This is a genomic window from Paenibacillus sp. 1011MAR3C5 (assembly GCF_003591485.1).
GTDB lineage: Bacteria > Bacillota > Bacilli > Paenibacillales > Paenibacillaceae > Pristimantibacillus.
Window position 1 is genome coordinate 52,884 of the sequence record NZ_QZCF01000005.1, and the last position, 19,297, is coordinate 72,180.

At 53.1% G+C, this 19,297-nt stretch carries 19 protein-coding genes; 17 read left to right on the top strand and 2 right to left on the bottom strand.

The window, feature by feature from the left end; all coding sequences use genetic code 11:
* Positions 1–179 precede the first annotated feature (179 nt).
* From D3P07_RS16155 to trmD, 6 genes are all read left to right on the top strand, one after another.
* On the top strand, positions 180–590 hold the full coding sequence (locus D3P07_RS16155) for a putative DNA-binding protein (protein WP_119801630.1): 411 nt from the start codon (positions 180–182) through the stop codon (positions 588–590).
* Positions 569–1,957: a signal recognition particle protein gene (gene ffh, locus D3P07_RS16160; RefSeq protein WP_119801285.1), complete on the top strand. Its 1,389-nt coding sequence runs from the start codon at positions 569–571 to the stop codon at positions 1,955–1,957. The genes D3P07_RS16155 and ffh overlap by 22 nt, the downstream gene beginning before the upstream one ends.
* A gap of 44 nt (positions 1,958–2,001) precedes the next feature.
* A complete protein-coding gene (gene rpsP, locus D3P07_RS16165; protein ID WP_119801286.1) occupies positions 2,002–2,274 on the top strand; it encodes a 30S ribosomal protein S16 in 273 nt (90 codons plus the stop codon).
* 25 nt (positions 2,275–2,299) lie between these two features.
* Positions 2,300–2,530: a KH domain-containing protein gene (locus D3P07_RS16170; protein ID WP_119801287.1), complete on the top strand. Its 231-nt coding sequence runs from the start codon at positions 2,300–2,302 to the stop codon at positions 2,528–2,530.
* Between the two features lie 90 nt (positions 2,531–2,620).
* The gene (gene rimM / locus D3P07_RS16175) at positions 2,621–3,145 is read left to right on the top strand and encodes a ribosome maturation factor RimM (protein ID WP_119801288.1); all 525 of its coding nucleotides are present in this window, start codon (positions 2,621–2,623) and stop codon (positions 3,143–3,145) included.
* 4 nt (positions 3,146–3,149) lie between these two features.
* Positions 3,150–3,899: a tRNA (guanosine(37)-N1)-methyltransferase TrmD gene (gene trmD / locus D3P07_RS16180; RefSeq protein WP_119801289.1), complete on the top strand. Its 750-nt coding sequence runs from the start codon at positions 3,150–3,152 to the stop codon at positions 3,897–3,899.
* 47 nt (positions 3,900–3,946) lie between these two features.
* Here the strand turns inward: trmD and D3P07_RS16185 are convergent, their stop codons facing one another.
* Positions 3,947–5,317: an S-layer homology domain-containing protein gene (locus D3P07_RS16185; RefSeq protein ID WP_182914359.1), complete on the bottom strand. Its 1,371-nt coding sequence runs from the start codon at positions 5,315–5,317 to the stop codon at positions 3,947–3,949.
* Between the two features lie 277 nt (positions 5,318–5,594).
* Between D3P07_RS16185 and rplS the strand changes: the two genes are divergently transcribed.
* The 7 genes from rplS to D3P07_RS16220 all read left to right on the top strand — a co-directional run bounded on the left by rplS (position 5,595) and on the right by D3P07_RS16220 (position 11,173).
* On the top strand, positions 5,595–5,936 hold the full coding sequence (gene rplS / locus D3P07_RS16190) for a 50S ribosomal protein L19 (protein ID WP_119801291.1): 342 nt from the start codon (positions 5,595–5,597) through the stop codon (positions 5,934–5,936).
* 185 nt (positions 5,937–6,121) lie between these two features.
* A complete protein-coding gene (gene lepB, locus D3P07_RS16195) occupies positions 6,122–6,742 on the top strand; it encodes a signal peptidase I (protein WP_259391567.1) in 621 nt (206 codons plus the stop codon).
* A 15-nt stretch (positions 6,743–6,757) separates the two neighbouring features.
* Positions 6,758–7,645 carry a ribosome biogenesis GTPase YlqF gene (ylqF, locus tag D3P07_RS16200; RefSeq protein WP_119801293.1) on the top strand — a complete coding sequence of 296 codons (888 nt, stop codon included), beginning with the start codon at positions 6,758–6,760 and terminating at the stop codon, positions 7,643–7,645.
* Between the two features lie 8 nt (positions 7,646–7,653).
* On the top strand, positions 7,654–8,277 hold the full coding sequence (locus tag D3P07_RS16205) for a ribonuclease HII (RefSeq protein WP_119801294.1): 624 nt from the start codon (positions 7,654–7,656) through the stop codon (positions 8,275–8,277).
* Positions 8,278–8,479: 202 nt separating this feature from the next.
* Positions 8,480–10,501: a flagellar hook-length control protein FliK gene (locus D3P07_RS16210; RefSeq protein WP_119801295.1), complete on the top strand. Its 2,022-nt coding sequence runs from the start codon at positions 8,480–8,482 to the stop codon at positions 10,499–10,501.
* A complete protein-coding gene (locus D3P07_RS16215; protein WP_119801296.1) occupies positions 10,498–10,812 on the top strand; it encodes an EscU/YscU/HrcU family type III secretion system export apparatus switch protein in 315 nt (104 codons plus the stop codon). The genes D3P07_RS16210 and D3P07_RS16215 overlap by 4 nt, the downstream gene beginning before the upstream one ends.
* Positions 10,802–11,173 (top strand): YraN family protein, encoded by a 372-nt coding sequence (locus tag D3P07_RS16220; protein WP_119801297.1) that lies wholly within the window; start codon positions 10,802–10,804, stop codon positions 11,171–11,173. Before D3P07_RS16215 ends, D3P07_RS16220 begins: the two co-directional genes overlap by 11 nt.
* 99 nt (positions 11,174–11,272) lie before the next feature.
* Here the strand turns inward: D3P07_RS16220 and D3P07_RS16225 are convergent, their stop codons facing one another.
* The gene (locus D3P07_RS16225; RefSeq protein WP_119801298.1) at positions 11,273–12,832 is read right to left on the bottom strand and encodes a YifB family Mg chelatase-like AAA ATPase; all 1,560 of its coding nucleotides are present in this window, start codon (positions 12,830–12,832) and stop codon (positions 11,273–11,275) included.
* Between the two features lie 315 nt (positions 12,833–13,147).
* Here D3P07_RS16225 and sucC point away from each other — a divergent pair, with 315 nt between their 5' ends.
* The 4 genes from sucC to topA all read left to right on the top strand — a co-directional run bounded on the left by sucC (position 13,148) and on the right by topA (position 18,791).
* Positions 13,148–14,308, top strand: coding sequence for an ADP-forming succinate--CoA ligase subunit beta (gene sucC / locus D3P07_RS16230; protein ID WP_119801299.1), 1,161 nt, complete (start codon positions 13,148–13,150; stop codon positions 14,306–14,308).
* Positions 14,309–14,368: 60 nt separating this feature from the next.
* Complete coding sequence (gene sucD / locus D3P07_RS16235) at positions 14,369–15,301, top strand: succinate--CoA ligase subunit alpha (RefSeq protein ID WP_119801300.1); 933 nt, start codon at positions 14,369–14,371, stop codon at positions 15,299–15,301.
* Between the two features lie 234 nt (positions 15,302–15,535).
* Positions 15,536–16,663, top strand: coding sequence for a DNA-processing protein DprA (dprA, locus tag D3P07_RS16240; protein ID WP_119801301.1), 1,128 nt, complete (start codon positions 15,536–15,538; stop codon positions 16,661–16,663).
* A 28-nt stretch (positions 16,664–16,691) separates the two neighbouring features.
* Positions 16,692–18,791: a type I DNA topoisomerase gene (topA, locus tag D3P07_RS16245; RefSeq protein WP_119801302.1), complete on the top strand. Its 2,100-nt coding sequence runs from the start codon at positions 16,692–16,694 to the stop codon at positions 18,789–18,791.
* The last annotated feature ends 506 nt before the right edge of the window (positions 18,792–19,297 follow it).

Consider the following 19,297-nt stretch of genomic DNA (forward strand, 5'->3'; position numbering starts at 1 on the left):
AGAATTGCCCGGGTGCATAAGCCCGGGCTATTCAAGCTGCTTTGAAAGTCTGCGCAAGTGACAAGGTCAAATGCTTGACAGGGTATTCGCCTTCATGTATGATAAGAGTCGTTGCATAAGTGTAAAGGGTTTTTCCTTGACGGTAACAGTTGCGGCAAGACGAAGAAGGGGGCGACGGAATGAAGGAGCATACGCCGGATGCCTTAGCCAGAACGACAAGAGTCAATTTGCTGTTCGACTTCTACGAGAGCTTGCTTACAGATAAGCAGCGTACTATACTTACTTATTATTATCACGATGACTTCTCGCTTGGCGAGATCGCATCCGAGTTCGGGATCAGCCGCCAGGCGGTCTACGACAACATCAAGCGCGCCGAGGGCATCCTAGAGAGCTATGAAGAGAAGCTGTCCCTGCTGGCAAGACATGTGCAGCTGATGGCGATGACCGATAAGCTGGAGCGCGATGTGAAGGCCATCGTGACGAATGAATGGGATAAACAGTCGATCATCGACGCCATCGGGCAATTTCGGGCGGCGGAAGGAACGGCAAGAGAAGGAGGCGGGAGTTCATGGCAGCATTTGAAAGCTTAAGCAATCGGCTTCAGAATGTGTTCAGCAAGCTGAAGGGCAAAGGCAAAGTATCCGAAGCCGATGTCAATGACGCAATGCGGGAGGTTCGCCTGGCGCTTCTGGAGGCCGACGTTAACTTTAAAGTCGTGAAGGACTTCATCGCCAAGGTGAAGGAGAAGGCCGTTGGACTGGACGTGTCGAAGAGCTTCACTCCGGGCATGGTCATTATCGACATTGTCAATAAGGAACTAACCGAATTAATGGGCGGTACGCAGGCGAAGCTTGCCAAGGCGAACAAGCCTCCGACCGTTATTATGATGGTCGGTTTGCAGGGCGCGGGTAAGACAACGACGTCGGGCAAGCTGGCGAAGCTGCTTCAGAAGGGCAACCATAAGCCGCTTCTTGTGGCCTGCGACATCTATCGGCCAGCTGCGATCAAGCAGCTGCAAGTGCTGGGTGAGCAGATTGGCGCGCCGGTATTCTCGCTTGGCGACAAGACCTCTCCGGTCGAAATTGCGAAGGCTGGCCTCCAGCATGCGAAGGATAACAGCAACGACTACATCATATTCGATACCGCAGGCCGACTGCATATCGATGAAGAGCTTATGAATGAGCTGAAGCAAATTCATGAGCATGTGAAGCCGGATGAGGTTCTCCTCGTTGTCGATGCGATGACAGGTCAAGACGCGGTCAACGTAGCGCAGAGCTTCCATGAGCAGTTGGAGCTCTCCGGTGTTGTTCTGACGAAGCTGGACGGCGATACGCGCGGCGGCGCAGCGCTGTCCGTCAAAGCTGTCACGGGCTGTCCGATCAAATTCGCAGCTATGGGCGAGAAGATCGACTCATTGGAGGCTTTCCATCCGGAGCGGATGGCTTCACGGATTCTCGGCATGGGCGATATGCTGTCCCTGATTGAGAAAGCACAAGCGGGCATCGACGCGGAGAAAGCGGCAGAGATGGAACGCAAGATGCGGACCGCCGAATTTACGTTCGACGATTTCCTGGATCAGATGGAGCAGGTCCGCAAGCTAGGACCTCTGGATCAGATTATGGATATGCTGCCCGGCATGAACAAGATGAAGGGCGGAATGAAGGATCTGAAGGTCGATGAGAAGCAGATCGGCCGCATCGAGGCAATTGTTCGTTCCATGACGAAGGAAGAGAAGCAGAAGCCCGAGCTTCTTAACCACAGCAGACGCAAGCGCGTCGCGACAGGCAGCGGAACGACCATCGTGGAAGTGAACCGTCTGATCAAGCAATTCGACGATATGCGTAAGATGATGAAGCAATTCTCGTCCATGATGGGACCGAAAGGTCCGAAGGGGCTCAAAGGCGGCAAGAAAGGCCTGAAGGGCATGCTCGGACGCAATATGAAGTTTCCGTTTTAATGTGAGATAGACCGCAGTTCATTTTTCGAAGGAGGTGAATGATAATGGCAGTACGTATTCGCTTGAAACGTATGGGTGCTCACAAGGCTCCTTTCTACCGCGTAGTTGTATCGGATTCCCGTTCCCCGCGTGATGGACGTTTTATTGAAGAGATTGGTACTTACAACCCGGTTGCACAGCCAGCTCAAGTTTCGATCGACGAAGAGAAAGCTCTGAAATGGCTTCAAACTGGAGCGCAAGCTTCCGACACTGTTCGCGACCTGCTTTCCAAAGCTGGTGTTATGAAAAAGTTCCATGAGCTTAAGCAACAGAAGTAACGGTTGAAGAGCGGAGGGCTTTGTGATGAAAGAATTAATTCTTGTCATAGCGAAGGCTTTGGTGGATCATCCGGACGAAGTGCGGGTCGGCGTGAAGGATGATGAACGCAGCACGGTTTACGAGTTATCGGTTCATCCCGATGACGTAGGCAAGGTAATCGGCAAGCAAGGGCGTATCGCCAAAGCGATGCGTACCGTCGTAACCTCCGCCTCTGTCAAATCAAGCAAGCGTGTGATCGTTGATATTCTTTCATAATGGACTGGCATCTTCAGGGTTGGGACGAATGTCCTGACCCTCTTTGCCGTGTTATAATAGTCATAACCAACGAAAAGAAGGAATGATGGCATGAACGGAAAATGGTACACGGTAGGCAAGATCGTAAATACGCATGGTATTCGGGGCGATGTGAAGGTATTGCCGCAGACCGATTTTGCGGAGGAACGGTTTGCTCCAGGCAACAAGCTGCTGATGGTGAATGAGGAAAACGGAGATTCACGCGAGGTCAAAATTACAAGCTCCAGAGAACAAAAAAACGTCTATCTGCTCAAGCTGGACGGCTTCAATAACATTAACGAAGTCGAGAAGTACAAAGGCTGGCTGTTGAAAATATCAGAATCGGAGCAAGGCGAGCTGGAGGAAGGCCAATACTACTACCATCAGATCATCGGCTGCGCTGTTGGTACAGAAGACGGGGAAGAGCTGGGCGTTATTTCAGAGATCCTGAGCCCCGGGGCCAATGATGTGTGGGTCGTCGAGCGTCCGAAATCGAAGGGCAAGCAGCTCCTGCTGCCGGTCATCGACGAGGTTGTACTGGATGTGAATGTAACGGACAAGCGGGTTACCGTAAGGCTGATGGAAGGGTTGGTCTAACAACGTGAGAATTGACGTATTGACGCTATTCCCGGAGATGTTCGAAGGGGTCTTCGGAGCAAGCATTTTGGGCAAAGCGAAGGAAAAGGGCATCGTATCCCTGGAAGCGGTCAACTTCCGCCAGTATGCCAATAACAAGCATAACACAGTAGACGATTATCCATACGGTGGCGGCGGGGGTATGGTGCTTAAGCCCGAGCCGGTGTTTGCGGCGGTAGAGGATCTTCAGAGCGACCCGGGAATCAAGCCGCGTGTCATCCTGATGTGTCCCCAAGGCGAGACGTTCACTCAGCAAAAGGCGGAAGAGCTTTCGAAGGAGAAGCATCTCGTTCTCATCTGCGGCCATTATGAGGGCTATGACGAGCGTATTCGGGAGCATCTCGTCACGGACGAGCTTTCCATCGGCGATTACGTGCTGACCGGCGGCGAGATCCCGGCTATGACGGTCATCGACAGCGTCGTCAGGCTGCTCCCCGGCGTGCTGGGCAATGAGACGTCGGCGGTGACGGATTCCTACAGCACAGGATTGCTGGAGCATCCTCATTATACAAGGCCTCCTGAATTCAGGGGATGGAGCGTGCCGGATATTCTTGTGTCCGGGCATCATGCCAAGATTGATGCATGGCGAAGAGAGCAGTCGCTTCTGCGGACGCTGGAGCGCCGTCCCGACCTGCTGGAGACGGCCGAATTGACCGCGAAGGAGAAGAAGTGGCTGGCTTCTTTACCAAAGCGTGACGATGCAGAACAACAATAAGGGAATGCGGCTTCCGGGGGAGGCTGCATTCCCTTATTGCTGTAAGGCTATTCTTCCGCCTCAAGCGGCGTGTAAAAGTCCTGGGTATAATACACTTGATAATTTCCGCCTAACGCAATACCTGTACCTAGTCGAGTCAGCTTTCCGTTAAGCAGCGTCTCACGGTGACCGCTCGTTGAATTGAGCAGTGTATAATGTGCGAATATACTGTTATCGAAGCCTGCGGCAATGTTCTCCGAGGCTAGCCGGTATGATATGCCCTTGGCTTTCATCCGGTCGAACGGCGTTTTATTGTCCAGGTTCTTGTGGCTGAAAAACTGCTTGTCCCTCATGTTTTCGCTATGGTCTCTTGCAGCAGAGCCTGCAAGCTTGTCCCATTGCAATACAGGAATGCCTCTGAGGGCACGCTCTGCGTTAGCGAGATCGAATAATTGCCGTTCCATAGCATCGCGGAAAGCAGTGTTTTTAGCGCTTGGCGCTTGTTTGGACACTGAACTATTTTGCCGCAGGATGCCTGAGATCTTGTCCCCGTCTTGCGAATCAATGAACAAGGTGGTCTGGATTCCATTGGCTGTATAAGTATAATAAGTTTCCTTCTTCTCCGCATCGGATACACCGGTCAGCCCTTTCTGGGCTGCGCCGAGCGTAAGACCAGTTGTCAGGCCGCCTGGAAGACGCCAGCCTTTCTTCGATATGGAGAATTCGGCAGCAATCTTTCCATCCAATACGCCATACATCGCAAACTCAGCATAGTTCTGGTTGTATACATACCAGCTGTACGAGTATTCGCTTGGGTCGATGCGATCCGGCTTGCCGAGTTTTAAAGTCAGCTTCTCGATCTGATCCCCGATGTCAATGCCGTTCAAGCCGGCAGACTCCTGAACCTTTGTACTCGATAGCTGTCGGGTGTGATCTTTGAGCATGAACAGAAAGGTCAACGCCTCTGCCCGCGTTACGCCGCCATCTGGAACAAATCCCTTAATGGTCGCTGAGGTGCGGCCCTTGGATATGCCTTCATCCAGCAGCCACTGAATGGCTTCATTCTCGGAATAGCGCTTGCCGCTTGCCGCCGTTGCCATTAATAATGCCGCTTGTCCTCTTCGGAAGCTTCCGCGTTCATTATTGAAGGATACGGGCCAGCCGAAGCCTTCAGCATATTGGTAATAAGAGTCGTACCATTGGGCGCCTGTGCTGGCATCGGGAACGGCAGATCCATATGCTCGCAGGAGCATGGCGAGAAATTCTGCTTCGCTTACCGGTCTGTCAGGTTGAAAGGTTCCGTCTTCGTAGCCTTTCGCCAGTCCTTCGTCCAAGGCCCATTCGATGTACGAGGAAGCCCAGTGTCCTCTCGTATCGGTTAAGGCTTCCGACCATGCCTGCTCGGCTGGTGCAAGTGGAGAGAGGAGCAAACTTGCCACTGTCATCATGCTTATCATTGTTTTTGCGGGTCTGGGAACCGCCTTTAGGCCAGGTTCCGTCTTATGTGGCAACAAGGCACACCTCCATCTGATTCTTATGTTGTCATTGATAGTATACATGAACAAGGCAGGTGGAGAAAACCAGTTGATTTGTGCATCTAACTATGGTAAAATTTCTAATGTTGTTCGTAAAGTCGGACGGTCCGCTATAAGCGAAGATCGGCTCAGAGGAGTCCAGGAGCTTACATGAACGTCTATGGTGGAAGGAGTGAACTCAATGAATATCGTACAAGCAATTACTCAAGAACAATTGCGTAGTGATCTTCCAAGCTTCCGTCCTGGTGACACGCTGAAGGTTTACGTTAAAGTTATCGAGGGAACGCGTGAGCGTGTTCAGCTGTTCGAAGGCGTTGTTATTAAACGTCGCGGCGGCGGAATCAGCGAGACTTTTACGGTGCGCAAAATTTCTTACGGTGTTGGCGTGGAAAGAACTTTCCCGATCCATTCGCCTAAGATCGACAAAATCGAAGTAGCACGCCGTGGTAAAGTACGTCGCGCTAAGCTGTACTACCTTCGCAATCTGCGCGGTAAAGCTGCTAGAATTAAAGAGATTCGCTAAGAACAAACGTCAAGAGGGGCTTGCGCAAACAAGCTCCTTTTCGTTTTTTTATCGCTACCCTTACATACTACAGCGTTAAAGGAAAGAAGGCGAAATGGATGGATTCGCAAAATCACAACGAGGATAAAAGCCCGACTGAAACAATCGGCGCTTCACCCAACGATACGAACCGTCAATCCGACGAGATGACGGGACGTTCCACCAGACAGCGCTCCGGTGACAAAAAAGGGGGAGCGTATAAGGAAATTATAGAGTGGATCAAGGCGCTCGTCATTGCGGTCGTTCTTGTTTTTTTCATTCGCCAGTTCCTGTTCTCGCCATTTATTGTGGACGGACCGTCCATGGAACCTAACTTTGAATCGGGCGAGCGACTGATTGTGAATAAAATTTTGTATACGTTCCGCGAGCCGAAGTTCGGGGAAGTGGTCGTATTCGACGTTCCTGAACAAGGCCGCAAATTCATTAAACGTGTAATTGGGGTGCCTGGCGACAAGATTAAGCTCGAAGGCGACAATCTATACATTAATGACCAGCTGGTTGAGGAAACTTATATTAAAGAAGCAATCGAAGAAGCCCATGCCAGAGGTGAATTGTACAATGGCGACGGCACAAGCTATAATTTCCCGAACGATCTCGTGCAGGAGATGGTGGTGCCGGAGGGAACAATATTCGCGATGGGCGATCATCGAGACAATAGCACCGACAGCCGTATGATCGGCTTTGTAGAGGATAAAGAGGTCGTAGGACGGGCGGATGTCATCTTCTGGCCGCTCGATAAAATCAGTTTTATTAAGCATCGGTATTAGACATGAGGTGAAGGCATGGCCATTCAATGGTTTCCGGGTCATATGACCCGTGCCAAACGGCAAATTCAAGACAAACTTAAACTTATCGATATTGCCATAGAGCTGCTTGACGCGCGTGTGCCGCTATCAAGCCGAAACCCGATGGTGGACGATATCCTGCAGAACAAGCCGAGGTTGATCGTGCTGAACAAGTCCGATCTGGCTGATCCGAAGACGACGGAGAAGTGGATGGCGTATTTCGCCCATGAGGGTCATGAGTGCGTCGCCGTCGATTCCCAGACCGGAACCCGAGTGGGGGATATTCCCACTAAGGCAAAAGAGATTTTGCATGAGAAAATTGCGAGACAAATTGCCAAAGGCATCAATCCGCGCGCTGTACGCGGGCTAATCGTCGGTATTCCGAATGTAGGGAAATCAACGCTGATCAACCGGTTGGCAGGTCGCAACATTGCCGCTACCGGCGACAAGCCGGGCGTCACGAAAGGCCAGCAATGGATTAAGGTCGGCACAGAGATGGAATTGCTTGATACGCCGGGCATCCTGTGGCCGAAGTTCGAGGATCAATTAGTTGGGTACCGTCTGGCTATGACGGGGGCGATTCGGGAGCAAATCCTGAACGTGGACGATATTGCGTTTTTCGCTGTGCGAGAGCTGGCTGATCGGTATTGGCCTGCGCTGCAGGAGCGGTACGAGCTTGTGAAGCCGCCTTCCGATCCGGAGGACAGCGAAGAGATCGTGCGCATCATGGAAGATATCGGCCGCAAGCGCGGCTGTCTAATGGGAGGCGGGCGCGTCGATCTGGAGAAAGCGTCTGGCATCATTCTGCGCGATCTTAGAGCGGGCAAGCTGGGTAGAATTACGCTGGAGGCTCCTTACGACGATATGCCGGTGAGAGAACGGTAGGCAGCGGCATGGGAGAAACGGGGGAAAGAAACTTGCTGGGACTGGAACGTGCGGTCTGGGATGAGGGGATCGTTCGGATTGCGGGTGTCGATGAGGTGGGGCGCGGATGCCTGTTCGGCGATGTGGTCGCTGGAGCGGTCATCCTGCCGCCTGGTCTTGTCATTGACGGGATCAACGACTCCAAGAAGCTGTCCGAGAAGAAGCGCGAATACCTGTATGATGTCATTGCGGAGAATGCGGTAGCCTGGTCTGTCGCGCATGTCGACGCCAAGACGGTGGACCGGATTAATATTAAGCAGGCGGCCCGCCTGGCGATGAAGCTTGCGGTAGAGTCGCTGAGCGTGCCGGCGCAATATTTGCTGGTTGATGCGGAGAAGGTTGATCTGGAGCTGCCGCAGCAAGCTATTATTAAGGGCGATGCGACCAGCCAGTCCATTGCGGCGGCCTCCATTATGGCTAAGGTAACGCGTGACCGGCTATGTGCCGGAGAATGGGAGCAGCAGTATCCCGATTACGGAATTGCCATACATAAAGGGTATGCCACGAAGCTGCACCAGGAGCGGCTGCTTGAGCTCGGTCCGTCTCCTCTCCATCGGCGCACCTTTTTGCGCAAGCTGCTTGGCGAGGTATGAGAATAGTGAAACGCTTGTTATTCGGCGAAGAACGCCTTGTTCGTTCTATTGCTGGTGCCAGGCGTTTTTTTGTGTCTAAAATGGAGCCAGGCTCATCCGTGCATTCAATCTTGAAAGGACCTTCATGGATGGGGCCTGGAGACCGATATACTACATATATCTTTAATGTGGGAAGCAAGCCGCGGGGCGGAGGAGAATTAAAGTGAATATCAGTCAAATGATGCGTGGATTGCTGGGAGATGCGGTGAGCGGGGAGACCCGCGCTATGGAATTAAAGGTCGGCCAGGTCGTGAGAGGCGTCGTGGTGCAGACATTCGAAAATAATGAAGCGCTTATTCAAATAAATGGCGTACAAGTTCGCGCCAAGCTGGAGATGCCAATGACAGCGGGCCAGTCGGCTATGCTTCAAGTGCAGCCTGATTCGAATGGTTCGCTTGTAATGCTGAAGGCAGTGGATCTAAGCGCATCCGGCCTGCTGGACGACACCTTCCGCGATTACGCCAAGCTGCTTGGTCTTCCGGATCAGCGCTGGGCGCTGGATATTATCAAGGATCTAAGAAGAGAAGGCTTTCCGTTCAATCGGACCACAGCGCTGGCATTCCAGGCGGCGCTGGCGGCAATGCCGCGAGGGATGGATACGGAGCAGTGGATGACAGCCGCTGCCGCCGCTTTCAAACGCGGCTTGCCCATGACGGCAACAACGATTGCGTCGATGGGTCAGGTCATGTTCGGCAGGGCGCCGCATGAGCTGATGGATTCGCTGCAGCGGCAGCTGGGGGCGTTTGTTGCAGACTCCGGCATGCCAGAGGCGGGCGGCGATGCGAGAGCGGCCCAGCATGCGGGAGCGCGTGTACTCGCGTTGTTAATGCAAGGCGATGCGTTATTGCGTGGAGGACTTGCCGCAAGCGGCAACGGCAGTTCGGCAGGTGCCGCTGCCGCACAAGGACAAGGTCAGCCGGCTGCTGCGCCTGCGCAGCCAGCTGTTCCAGGGCAAGCTGCACAAGCTCTGACACCGAATGCCTCCCAGTCTGCAGCGCAGAGTGCAGCGCAAGTTACCGGGCAGAGTGCAGCGCAAGCCGCTGCCGGAGGGATGAGCGGGGCTCTTGCAGGACAAGCAGCCGCAACCCAGTCTACAGCACCGGCTGCCGGCACCAACTGGCTTGGCGGCATGATGAAATGGCTTGGCGTCGATCATGAGCTGCAGCTTGCGAAGGCGGCGACCACGGTAGATGCCAGCGGGCAGCAGGGGTCAGCGCAGGCCTCTAAGCAAGCTGCATCCGATACGGGGGTTTTGCGTCCTCAAGCCGGAGCGGCTGGCGGACAGCCTCAAAGCGCAGCTCCAGGTCAGGCAGCGTCTGTGGCGGGTGGTGTCGATGGAGAAGCGCCAGCTACCCTCCCGGCGCGGACGGAACAGCCAATGGCGGGACTGCGAAGCGATACCGCTGCACTATCGGCAAGAAGCGCGGAAGCGGGCGCCACAGAAGCGGGAAGAGGACAAGCGGCTTCGGTGCAACCTGTTTCGCAGCAACCTCAACAGGGTTTACAGTCGGTTCAAGCAACGATGACGGATGCGGCGAGTCGCGGAGATCAGACCCCTGCGTCATCGCAGCCTGTCCAACATGCAGCCGCAGCACCTTCAAGCGCGGTGCCGACGGAGACATTGAAAAACGCACTGCTCACCCTTATGCAGGCAAGCGATATGCCGCCAGCGATCAAGGAGACAGCTCAGCAGCTAATCCATCAGATTACCGGACAGCAGCTTTTGCTCACGCCGGAGCGCAATAGCTCTGTGTTCACCCATGTGACGATGTTCATTCCGCTTAAAGATGCTGAAGGCGGAACAACAGCATCCGTTCATATCCAGACCCGTCGCGGCAAAAGAGGGGAGCTGGACGCGGATAATTGCCGCCTTCTGTTCAATCTCTCCATGGCGTCGCTAGGCGATACGCTGGTGGATGTGAACGTAACCGACAAAATCGTCAGCTTGAACATATGGAATGACCATCCTGCAATAGCGGATCTGATCGAGGGCTCGCGCAACGATATTGCCGAGCGGCTCCAGGGCACGGGGTATCAGCTGCTGTCGCTGCGCACTACTCCTCTGCCTAATCGGGAAGCAGGAGAGGAGCAGGCCATTGCGGCTAAGGATAAGAAACAGCAGGCACCGCCAGATCTTGCGCAATTCGCCTCCACGCGATACAAAGGAGTGGATTACCGGATATGAGCACGGAGAACGAAGGCAAGGACAAGCCCGCGCCTATGCGGAAGGCTGTAGCGCTTAAGTATGAGCCTGGCGGCGACCGGACTGCTCCGGTGCTTGTGGCTAAAGGGCAAGGACTAATAGCAGATCGTATTCTGGAGAAGGCCAAGGAAAGCGGAGTGCCGGTTCAAGAGGACTCGTCGCTAGTTGAAGTGCTGTCCAAGCTGGATGTAGATCAAGAGATACCGCCAGAGCTGTATGCTTTGGTTGCAGAGATATTGACCTTTGTCTATCAGTCGGACCGGAGAGCGAAGGAGATGACCGATGAGCGCTAATCGCCAGCGAATAGGCCGGATCGGGGAGGCGGAGGCCAAGCGGCGCCTGGAGCTTGGGGGTTATGCTATTCTGGCTGCCAATTGGCGTACGAGGCAGGGAGAGCTTGACTTGGTTGCCAAAGACGGAGAGCGGATTGTCTTTGTCGAGGTCAGGTCGCGCAGCGCTGCCAGCAGCGGCAGATACGGGACGGCTGCGGAATCAGTCGATCCCCGCAAGCAGAGGCAGGTTCGAATGCTTGCGCAGAAGTATATGCAAATGACGAACCGACATGAGGCCGCCATGCGATTCGATGTGATTGCCGTTACAATCGGTGCTGATGATACGATTGCCGAGTATAGACATTATGAAGCCGCATTCTGATCCGGGGAACATTCTCTATCGGGTTCATGATGCGGCTTTGTGGCTATATAAATTCTTTTCTGAATCGACTGAGCCTGCTGATCTGCAAGAGGATGATAGTCAGGTTATACGAGCATCCATCCGCCGATATTGAATCGCTTCCGCCACATGCTCGGCCTCAACTGAATCGCTGTTCTCGATATCGGCGATCGTCCTTGCGAGTTTGAGCAATCGGTCATAGGCGCGCATGCTGATGCCCAGAATCTGAAATGCATTCTCCAGCAGCTTATGGGCGTCCGGCTTCAGCATAGCCGTCTTGCGCAATCCCTCGCCAAAAAGCTCGCCGTTCGTCATGGCGCCCCACTTTCGGTTCCTTTCCAGCTGGATGAAGCGCGCGGCAGCCACTTTGCCTCTCAACTCGGCAGTTGAGCAACCGGATTCATTCCCTGGCTTCTCGAAGGAGACTGGCCTTGGTACTTCGATATGCAGGTCGAGGCGGTCGAGCAGCGGGCCGGACAGCTTGGAACGGTAGCGCGCGATTGCCGGGGCGCTGCAGGTGCATCGCTTTTCTCCATAATCATGCCCGTAGTAACCGCATGGACACGGGTTATAGGATGCGGCAAGCATGATGTTGGCAGGGAACCGGACCGTAGCTCTGGCTCTCGCGATCGAGACGATCCGGTCCTCAAGCGGCTGTCTTAACAGTTCCAGCACCATTCGAGGGAATTCAGGGAGCTCATCCAGAAACAAGATGCCGCGATGCGCGAGCGTGACTTCGCCCGGCTTCGGTATCGAGCCGCCGCCTATCAGACCGCCGGACGAGGTGCTGTGATGAGGCGCCCGGAAGGGAGGGCGGTCTATTAATCCGTTTGTTCCTTCCGGCAGCTTGCCGGCAACGCTGTATATTTTGGTTACTTCCAAGGCTTCCTGCTCGGTCAGGGGCGGCAGGATGCCCGGCAGCCGCCGGATCATCATGGTCTTGCCGGTACCCGGTGGACCGCACAGCAGGATGTTATGCTTGCCTGCAGCGGCGATGAGCATAGCCCGCTTGGCCTGGTGCTGGCCGATAATGTCGGCGAAGTCCTCGCGGTCCGGACTTTGTTCGCCTGGATCGGATTCAGGTATTGAATGGTCCATCTCGGAGGTGTCATTGAACTGATCCCAGTACGTGGCATAGCCGCTCTTCGGCTTCAACTCATGCAGGTGGGACAGGGCGAAAATTTGAATGCCGGATATCCAGGCGGCTTCCTTCCGATTGGCAATCGGAAGCAGTACACGTCTGATCCTCATCCGCTTGGCCTGCTCCAGCATCGCGAGTACGCCCGTAACCGGCTTGATGCCACCGTTCAGGGACAATTCTCCGATTAGCAAGGCTCCCTCCAAGAGCCCGGAATCCAGCTGCCCGCTTGCTGCGAGAATGCCGGCTGCAATCGCCAGGTCGAAGGCCGTTCCTTCCTTCCGCAGATCGGCTGGAGCCAGGTTGACCGTAATGCGGTCCATCGGGAACGTGAAACCGCTGTTTTTCAGCGCGGCCCTGACTCGCTCCACCGATTCCCGGACAGCGGGATCTGGGAGTCCAACCACGCTCACTTGTGGCAAGCCGCTGCTAATATCGACCTCTACCGAAATGCTCTTGCCTTCCACGCCGATTACGCTAGCGCTGTGCATGATGCTGAACAATAAAAAGCACCTCCATTGACGGTTAAGTCCATCACGAAGGTGCTTCCTCACGTATCTCATTTCATTCGATTGATTCTTATCATAGCGGCATGGGACAGTGCTGTCAATAACAGTCTGCCCTGCGATTAAAAGACATCGAATAGGCCATACTAGTTGGCGTAAGTCGGCTTTGATCTCATTTTGAGATGATATCCATATCAAAAAAGTTTGCGCTTTCAGGGAAAAACTAAGGAACTGGACAAGGAAAAGTGCTACAATGATAAAGGTTTGTGTACATATGACTGATTCGAGTCTGTGAAATGGAGGATTTCAACAATGAATATCCATGAGTATCAAGGCAAAGCGGTGCTGAAACAGTATGGTGTAGTCGTGCCGGAGGGCAAAGTCGCATTCTCCGTTGACGAAGCTGTCGAAGCGGCACAAGCGCTAGGAACACCGGTGGTTGTCGTGAAGGCGCAAATCCACGCAGGCGGCCGCGGTAAAGCGGGCGGCGTTAAAGTAGCCAAAAACTTGGACGAGGTTCGCGCGTACGCGAGCGAAATCCTGGGCAAGGTGCTTGTGACTCATCAAACGGGTCCGGAAGGCAAAGAAGTAAAACGTCTTCTGATCGAGCAAGGCTGCGATATTAAGAAAGAATACTATATTGGCGTCGTACTGGATCGCGGCACAGGCCGCGTGACGATGATGGCTTCCGAAGAGGGCGGCACGGAGATTGAAGAAGTAGCCGAGCATTCCCCTGAGAAAATTTTCAAAGAAGTCATCGATCCGGCTGTCGGCATGCAAGCTTTCCAAGCGCGCAAGCTGGCTTACGCGATCAATATTCCAAGCGAGCTTGTGAACAAAGCAGTGAAGTTCATGCTGGCTCTATACACAGCTTTCATCGAGAAAGACTGCTCGATCGCCGAGATCAATCCGCTTGTTGTAACGGGCGATGGCAATGTTATGGCGCTTGACGCGAAGCTGAACTTCGATTCCAATGCGCTCTATCGCCAAAAAGAAATTCTTGAGCTTCGCGATCTGGAAGAAGAAGACGCAAAAGAAATCGAAGCGTCCAAATACGATCTTAGCTATATTGCGCTAGATGGCAACATCGGCTGTATGGTTAACGGCGCAGGCCTTGCTATGGCTACAATGGACATTATCAAATACTATGGCGGCGACCCGGCGAACTTCCTGGACGTAGGGGGCGGTGCTACAAAAGAGAAAGTTACGGAAGCTTTCAAAATCATCCTGTCTGACGAGAAAGTAAAAGGTATTTTCGTCAACATTTTCGGCGGCATCATGAGATGCGACGTTATCGCGGAAGGCGTTATTGCGGCTGCAAAAGAGCTTGGCCTTGACCGTCCGCTTGTCGTTCGCCTTGAAGGCACGAACGTTGAGCTTGGCAAGAAGCTGCTGAACGAATCCGGCCTGAACATCGTCGCAGCTGATTCTATGGCTGACGGCGCGCAAAAAATTGTCGCACTCGTAAAATAAAGCCGCTGAACCTGCGGCTGACGATACGCATACGAATTCAATCAGGGGATGTGAGTTAAGTTGAGTATTTTGGTCAATAAGGATACAAAGGTCATCACTCAAGGCATAACAGGCAAAACTGGCATGTTCCATGCTAAGGGAGCTCTCGACTACGGCACGCAAATGGTAGGCGGCGTAACGCCTGGCAAAGGCGGCACGAACGTTGACATTACGCTGGAGAACGGCTCCGTTGTTTCCCTGCCGGTATTCAATACAGTGGAGGAAGCCAAAAACGCAACGGGCGCTACGGCTTCCGTCATCTATGTTCCGCCTGCATTCGCAGCTGATTCCATCATGGAAGCCGTTGATGCTGAGCTGGATCTGGTCATCTGTATTACAGAAGGCATTCCGGTTCTGGACATGGTGAAAGTAAAGCGTTACATGGAAGGCAGCAAGACGGTTCTGATCGGGCCGAACTGCCCAGGCGTTATTACGCCAGGCGAATGCAAGATCGGCATCATGCCGGGCTACATTCACTCCGTTGGCCATGTAGGTGTCATTTCCCGCTCCGGAACACTGACTTATGAGGCGGTTCATCAACTGACGACTCGCGGCATCGGTCAATCTTCTGCTGTCGGAATCGGCGGCGACCCGGTGAAGGGCTCTGAGTTCATTGATATTCTGAGCCGCTTCAACGACGACCCTGACACCTATGCGGTAATTATGATCGGCGAGATCGGCGGCACGGCTGAGGAAGAAGCAGCTGAGTGGATCAAGGCGAACATGAAGAAGCCGGTTGTAGGCTTCATCGGCGGCGCAACGGCGCCTCCGGGCAAACGTATGGGACATGCAGGCGCGATCATCTCCGGCGGCAAAGGTACAGCTGCTGAGAAAATCGCTACGCTGGAAGCTTGCGGCATCAAAGTAGCTCCAACTCCGTCCGAGATGGGCTCCACGCTGGTAAGCGTTCTGGAAGAGCAAGGCTTGCTTGAAAAGTGCATCACTCGCAAATAATTATATAAATGAAGGTAAGCAACCTTTGGACACCTTGTACGGTGTCTGGAGGTTGCTTTTTTTTTGTCTAGATGATTGTTTTTTCATTGACAGAATCACGGATTCACGCCGTGAAAGCATGGACGTCTGACCTGAGACGGCTTATAAATTTGGCGGCCGACTTGCATTCTGCTGCTCCGTAACGCACAATAGATAGGAATGCAGGCCGGCCCGAAAGAGATGAGGGCTGGTTATATGGATCTTGAGCATATGTTGCGCAGAAAAATGGTTATTTCCTTTTATGAGCTGCCAGGAATCGGCTGGCATGCCGTTGAGAAAGCGGTGCGTCATCAATTATGGCGCAAGCAAGCGTGGACACAACTAGAACTGCTGGGCATCGGTCTTAAGCAGGAACAAGCAGCGAAGGCTGAGCGTTTTTTCCGGGATGCTTCCTGGATGGAAGCGGCCGGGGGACGTTCAAATGAGGATGCTGATGATATCTCGGTGCTTACGCCATTCGACGAAGAATATCCCGCCGTACTGCTGGAGATCGCGCAGCCGCCTTGGGTGCTCTACGCCAAGGGGCGAGTGGAGCTGCTGGAGCGTCCTGCTGTTGCAATGGTTGGTACGCGAGTGCCGACAGCCTACGGCAGACATATGGCGTCTGCTATCGCCCAGGAGCTCTCTGAGGCGGGGGTTACAGTTGTGAGTGGTCTTGCTCGGGGGATTGACTCCAAAGCCCATGAAGCGGCAATGGAGGGCCCAGGAGGCACAATTGCCGTGCTGCCTACGCCAATAGATACCTGCTATCCAGCAGAGAACGCATCTTTATTCCGGCGGATCGCAGAAAGAGGGCTGCTTATATCGGAGACGCCGATCGGCACGAAGCTCCATCCCGGCCAATTTCATCAGCGCAATCGAATTATAGCGGCGCTCAGCCGAGCAACCATTGTCGTCGAAGGCGCCCGCAAAAGCGGCTCGCTGATTACAGCCAGCCACGCGCTTCAGATGGATCGCGAGCTTTTCGCAGTACCGGGACAAATTACTTCTCCAAAAAGCGATGGGCCAAACGAGCTTATACGCGTGGGGAAAGCTCGATTGTTAAGCGAGACGCCGCAGTTATTTGACGAGCTACCTTGGCTGCTCGACCAGGCAAGTCCATATGCGGGCAGCAGCGCGCATGATTCAGCTAACCTGAAGTCGGAACCGCTTGAACCGGAGGAGCGCAAATTGATTGCGTTTTTGCAGGATCAGCCCCTTTCCATTAATGAATTGCACGAGCTGTCCGCTATTCCGTTTGGACATTTGAACGCACTTCTGCTAAATTTATGTATAAAACGGAAAATCGAGCTTCAGCCCGGTTCCATATATATAGCATTGTAACTTGTCGTAGAGAGAGGAGGCACCTCGCATGGCAGATTCATTAGTCATTGTCGAATCACCGGCCAAAGCCAAAACGATTGGAAAGTATCTGGGCAGCAAATATATTGTAAAAGCGTCCATGGGTCATATCAGGGATTTGCCTAAGAGCCAGATCGGCGTCGAGGTCGAAAATGATTTCAATCCGAAATACATTACGATTCGCGGCAAGGGCAGCGTGCTGAAAGAATTGAAGGATGCCAGTAAAAAAGTGAAAAACGTATTTCTTGCAGCTGACCCTGATCGCGAGGGAGAAGCGATAGCCTGGCATTTGGCCCACTACCTGGAGCTGAACGAAAAAGATACTTGCCGCGTTGTATTTAATGAGATAACAAAACAAGCCGTTAAGGATGCATTCAAGAATCCGCGGAAAATCAATATGGATTTGGTTAATGCTCAGCAGGCAAGACGGATATTGGATCGTCTCGTAGGCTACAAGATCAGTCCTTTATTATGGAAGAAAGTCAAAAAAGGGCTTTCCGCTGGACGAGTGCAATCCGTTGCGGTGAAGCTTATTATTGACCGTGAAAATGAGATTGACGCGTTCGTGCCGGAAGAATACTGGTCGATTACGGCAAAACTTAATCATGGCGGCGTTGCATTCGATGCAAAGTATCATTCTATCCTTGGCGAGAAGCGGGAGCTTGGCAAAGAGGCGGATGTACAGGAAGTGCTGCAGGCTATGGGCGGCAGTCCGTTCACGGTTGCCGAAGTGAAAGAGAAGGAGCGCCTTCGCAATCCGGCTCCTCCGTTTATTACAAGCTCGCTTCAGCAGGAAGCGGCACGCAAGATCGGTTTCCGCGCCTCGAAGACGATGTCCGTAGCTCAGCAGCTGTATGAGGGTGTCGAGCTGGGGAAAGAAGGGACAGTAGGTCTTATTACGTATATGAGAACGGATTCGACCCGAATTTCGCCTGTAGCCCAAGAAGAAGCAAAAGAATTCATTATTGAGAAATACGGGCCAGATTACTTTCCGGAGCAGCCGCGGGTTTACACCAAGAAGAACAGCAATGCCCAAGACGCGCATGAAGCGATCCGACCAACATCGATCCATCGCGATCCGGAGACGATGAAGCCGTTTCTATCAAGAGATCAATTCCGATTGTATAAGCTGGTATGGGAGCGTTTTGTTTCCAGTCAAATGTCCTCCGCTGTTCTCGATACGATGACTGTCGATCTGAAATCCGGCAAGACGGTATTCCGGGCTACCGGCTCCAAGGTGAAATTCGCTGGTTTTATGAAGGTGTACGTAGAAGGCAACGATGACGGCACGGTTGAAGAATACAAGTTTTTGCCGCAGCTTGCTGCTGGAGACGTTATCCAGTCAGACAGCATCGATCCCAAGCAGCACTTCACGCAGCCGCCTCCAAGATATTCGGAGGCAAGGCTCGTCCGAACGCTTGAGGAGCTGGGCATTGGCCGTCCAAGTACTTACGCACCGACGCTGGAGACCATCCAGAAGCGCGGATATGTGGCAATTGAAGAGAAGAAGTTTATGCCGACAGAGCTTGGCGATCTGGTCATTCAGCTGATGGAGGAATTTTTCCCCGAGATTCTGGATGCAGAATTCACGGCTAACATGGAAGGCAACCTCGACCATGTCGAGGAAGGAACGGAAGATTGGGTAAAGGTACTTGCCAATTTCTACGACTCCTTCGAGAAGCGGCTTGAAGTTGCTGAAGAAGAGATGAAGGAAATTGAAATCCAGGATGAGGTATCGGATGAGATCTGCGAGAAATGCGGCAGACACCTGGTGTATAAGATGGGACGCTTCGGCAAGTTTCTTGCATGCTCGGGCTTTCCGGAATGCCGCAATACGAAGCCGATCGTCAAAGATATTGGTGTCGCTTGTCCGAAATGCGGCGAAGGCCATATTATCGAGCGGCGCAGCAAAAAAGGACGTATCTTCTACGGCTGCGATCAGTATCCGGGCTGCGATTATGTATCCTGGGATAAGCCGACCGGCAAGCCATGCCCGAATTGCGAGGCTATGCTGGTCGAGAAGCGAAACCGCAGCGGCGTGAAGCTGCAATGCGTTTCCTGCGATTATTCGGAGGAAGTGCAGGATGAGGATCAGGAAGAAGAAGCGTAGGGCCTGTATAATGGCTCGGCGCTGACTTGCATATCGCACACACGTAACCACACGTCCTCCCTTCATCAGGGAGGATGATGTTGTTTGAAGGACTTCCTCGGCTCTGGCACAGGAGTCCATTATTTACCTATCAAACGCACTTATAAATCGCTAGTTGATGTTAAATTAGATCAGCCGTCCCGATTGTGGTATAATCGATCGTCTGTGCTTTGAAATTTCATATATGAAATGAAAAATAGCACCCCGCACTGAAGAAGCAGTTACGATGAATGAATGGATTATTACGAAAAAATAGATCAGAAAACCCAAGTCCCGAAGGGTTTGAAGGTTTGTTCGCACAAACTGGAGCTTGACCCGAAGGGGCTAAGCGTTCTTCGCAGGCAGTCTCACCAAATCCTCTCTGCAGGTATACTCATTATTCTGGCGGGTGTCCAGAGGGGCGCAGCACCTTGGGGCCCTCCCTTGGAAGGGAAGGTTTGGGAGGGTTCGAAATCCCTTTAGGGGCT

Excerpts from the sequence above, each read along its gene's own strand:
- D3P07_RS16215 (WP_119801296.1), top strand. The coding sequence starts at position 10,498 with ATGAGCACGGAGAACGAAGGCAAGGACAAGCCCGCGCCTATGCGGAAG.
- rpsP (WP_119801286.1), top strand. The coding sequence starts at position 2,002 with ATGGCAGTACGTATTCGCTTGAAACGTATGGGTGCTCACAAGGCTCCT.
- D3P07_RS16170 (WP_119801287.1), top strand. The coding sequence starts at position 2,300 with ATGAAAGAATTAATTCTTGTCATAGCGAAGGCTTTGGTGGATCATCCG.
- dprA (WP_119801301.1), top strand. The coding sequence starts at position 15,536 with ATGGATCTTGAGCATATGTTGCGCAGAAAAATGGTTATTTCCTTTTAT.
- D3P07_RS16155 (WP_119801630.1), top strand. The coding sequence starts at position 180 with ATGAAGGAGCATACGCCGGATGCCTTAGCCAGAACGACAAGAGTCAAT.
- D3P07_RS16220 (WP_119801297.1), top strand. The coding sequence starts at position 10,802 with ATGAGCGCTAATCGCCAGCGAATAGGCCGGATCGGGGAGGCGGAGGCC.
- D3P07_RS16205 (WP_119801294.1), top strand. The coding sequence starts at position 7,654 with ATGGGAGAAACGGGGGAAAGAAACTTGCTGGGACTGGAACGTGCGGTC.
- rplS (WP_119801291.1), top strand. The coding sequence starts at position 5,595 with ATGAATATCGTACAAGCAATTACTCAAGAACAATTGCGTAGTGATCTT.
- sucC (WP_119801299.1), top strand. The coding sequence starts at position 13,148 with ATGAATATCCATGAGTATCAAGGCAAAGCGGTGCTGAAACAGTATGGT.
- rimM (WP_119801288.1), top strand. The coding sequence starts at position 2,621 with ATGAACGGAAAATGGTACACGGTAGGCAAGATCGTAAATACGCATGGT.
- lepB (WP_259391567.1), top strand. The coding sequence starts at position 6,122 with ATGACGGGACGTTCCACCAGACAGCGCTCCGGTGACAAAAAAGGGGGA.
- ylqF (WP_119801293.1), top strand. The coding sequence starts at position 6,758 with ATGGCCATTCAATGGTTTCCGGGTCATATGACCCGTGCCAAACGGCAA.
- topA (WP_119801302.1), top strand. The coding sequence starts at position 16,692 with ATGGCAGATTCATTAGTCATTGTCGAATCACCGGCCAAAGCCAAAACG.
- ffh (WP_119801285.1), top strand. The coding sequence starts at position 569 with ATGGCAGCATTTGAAAGCTTAAGCAATCGGCTTCAGAATGTGTTCAGC.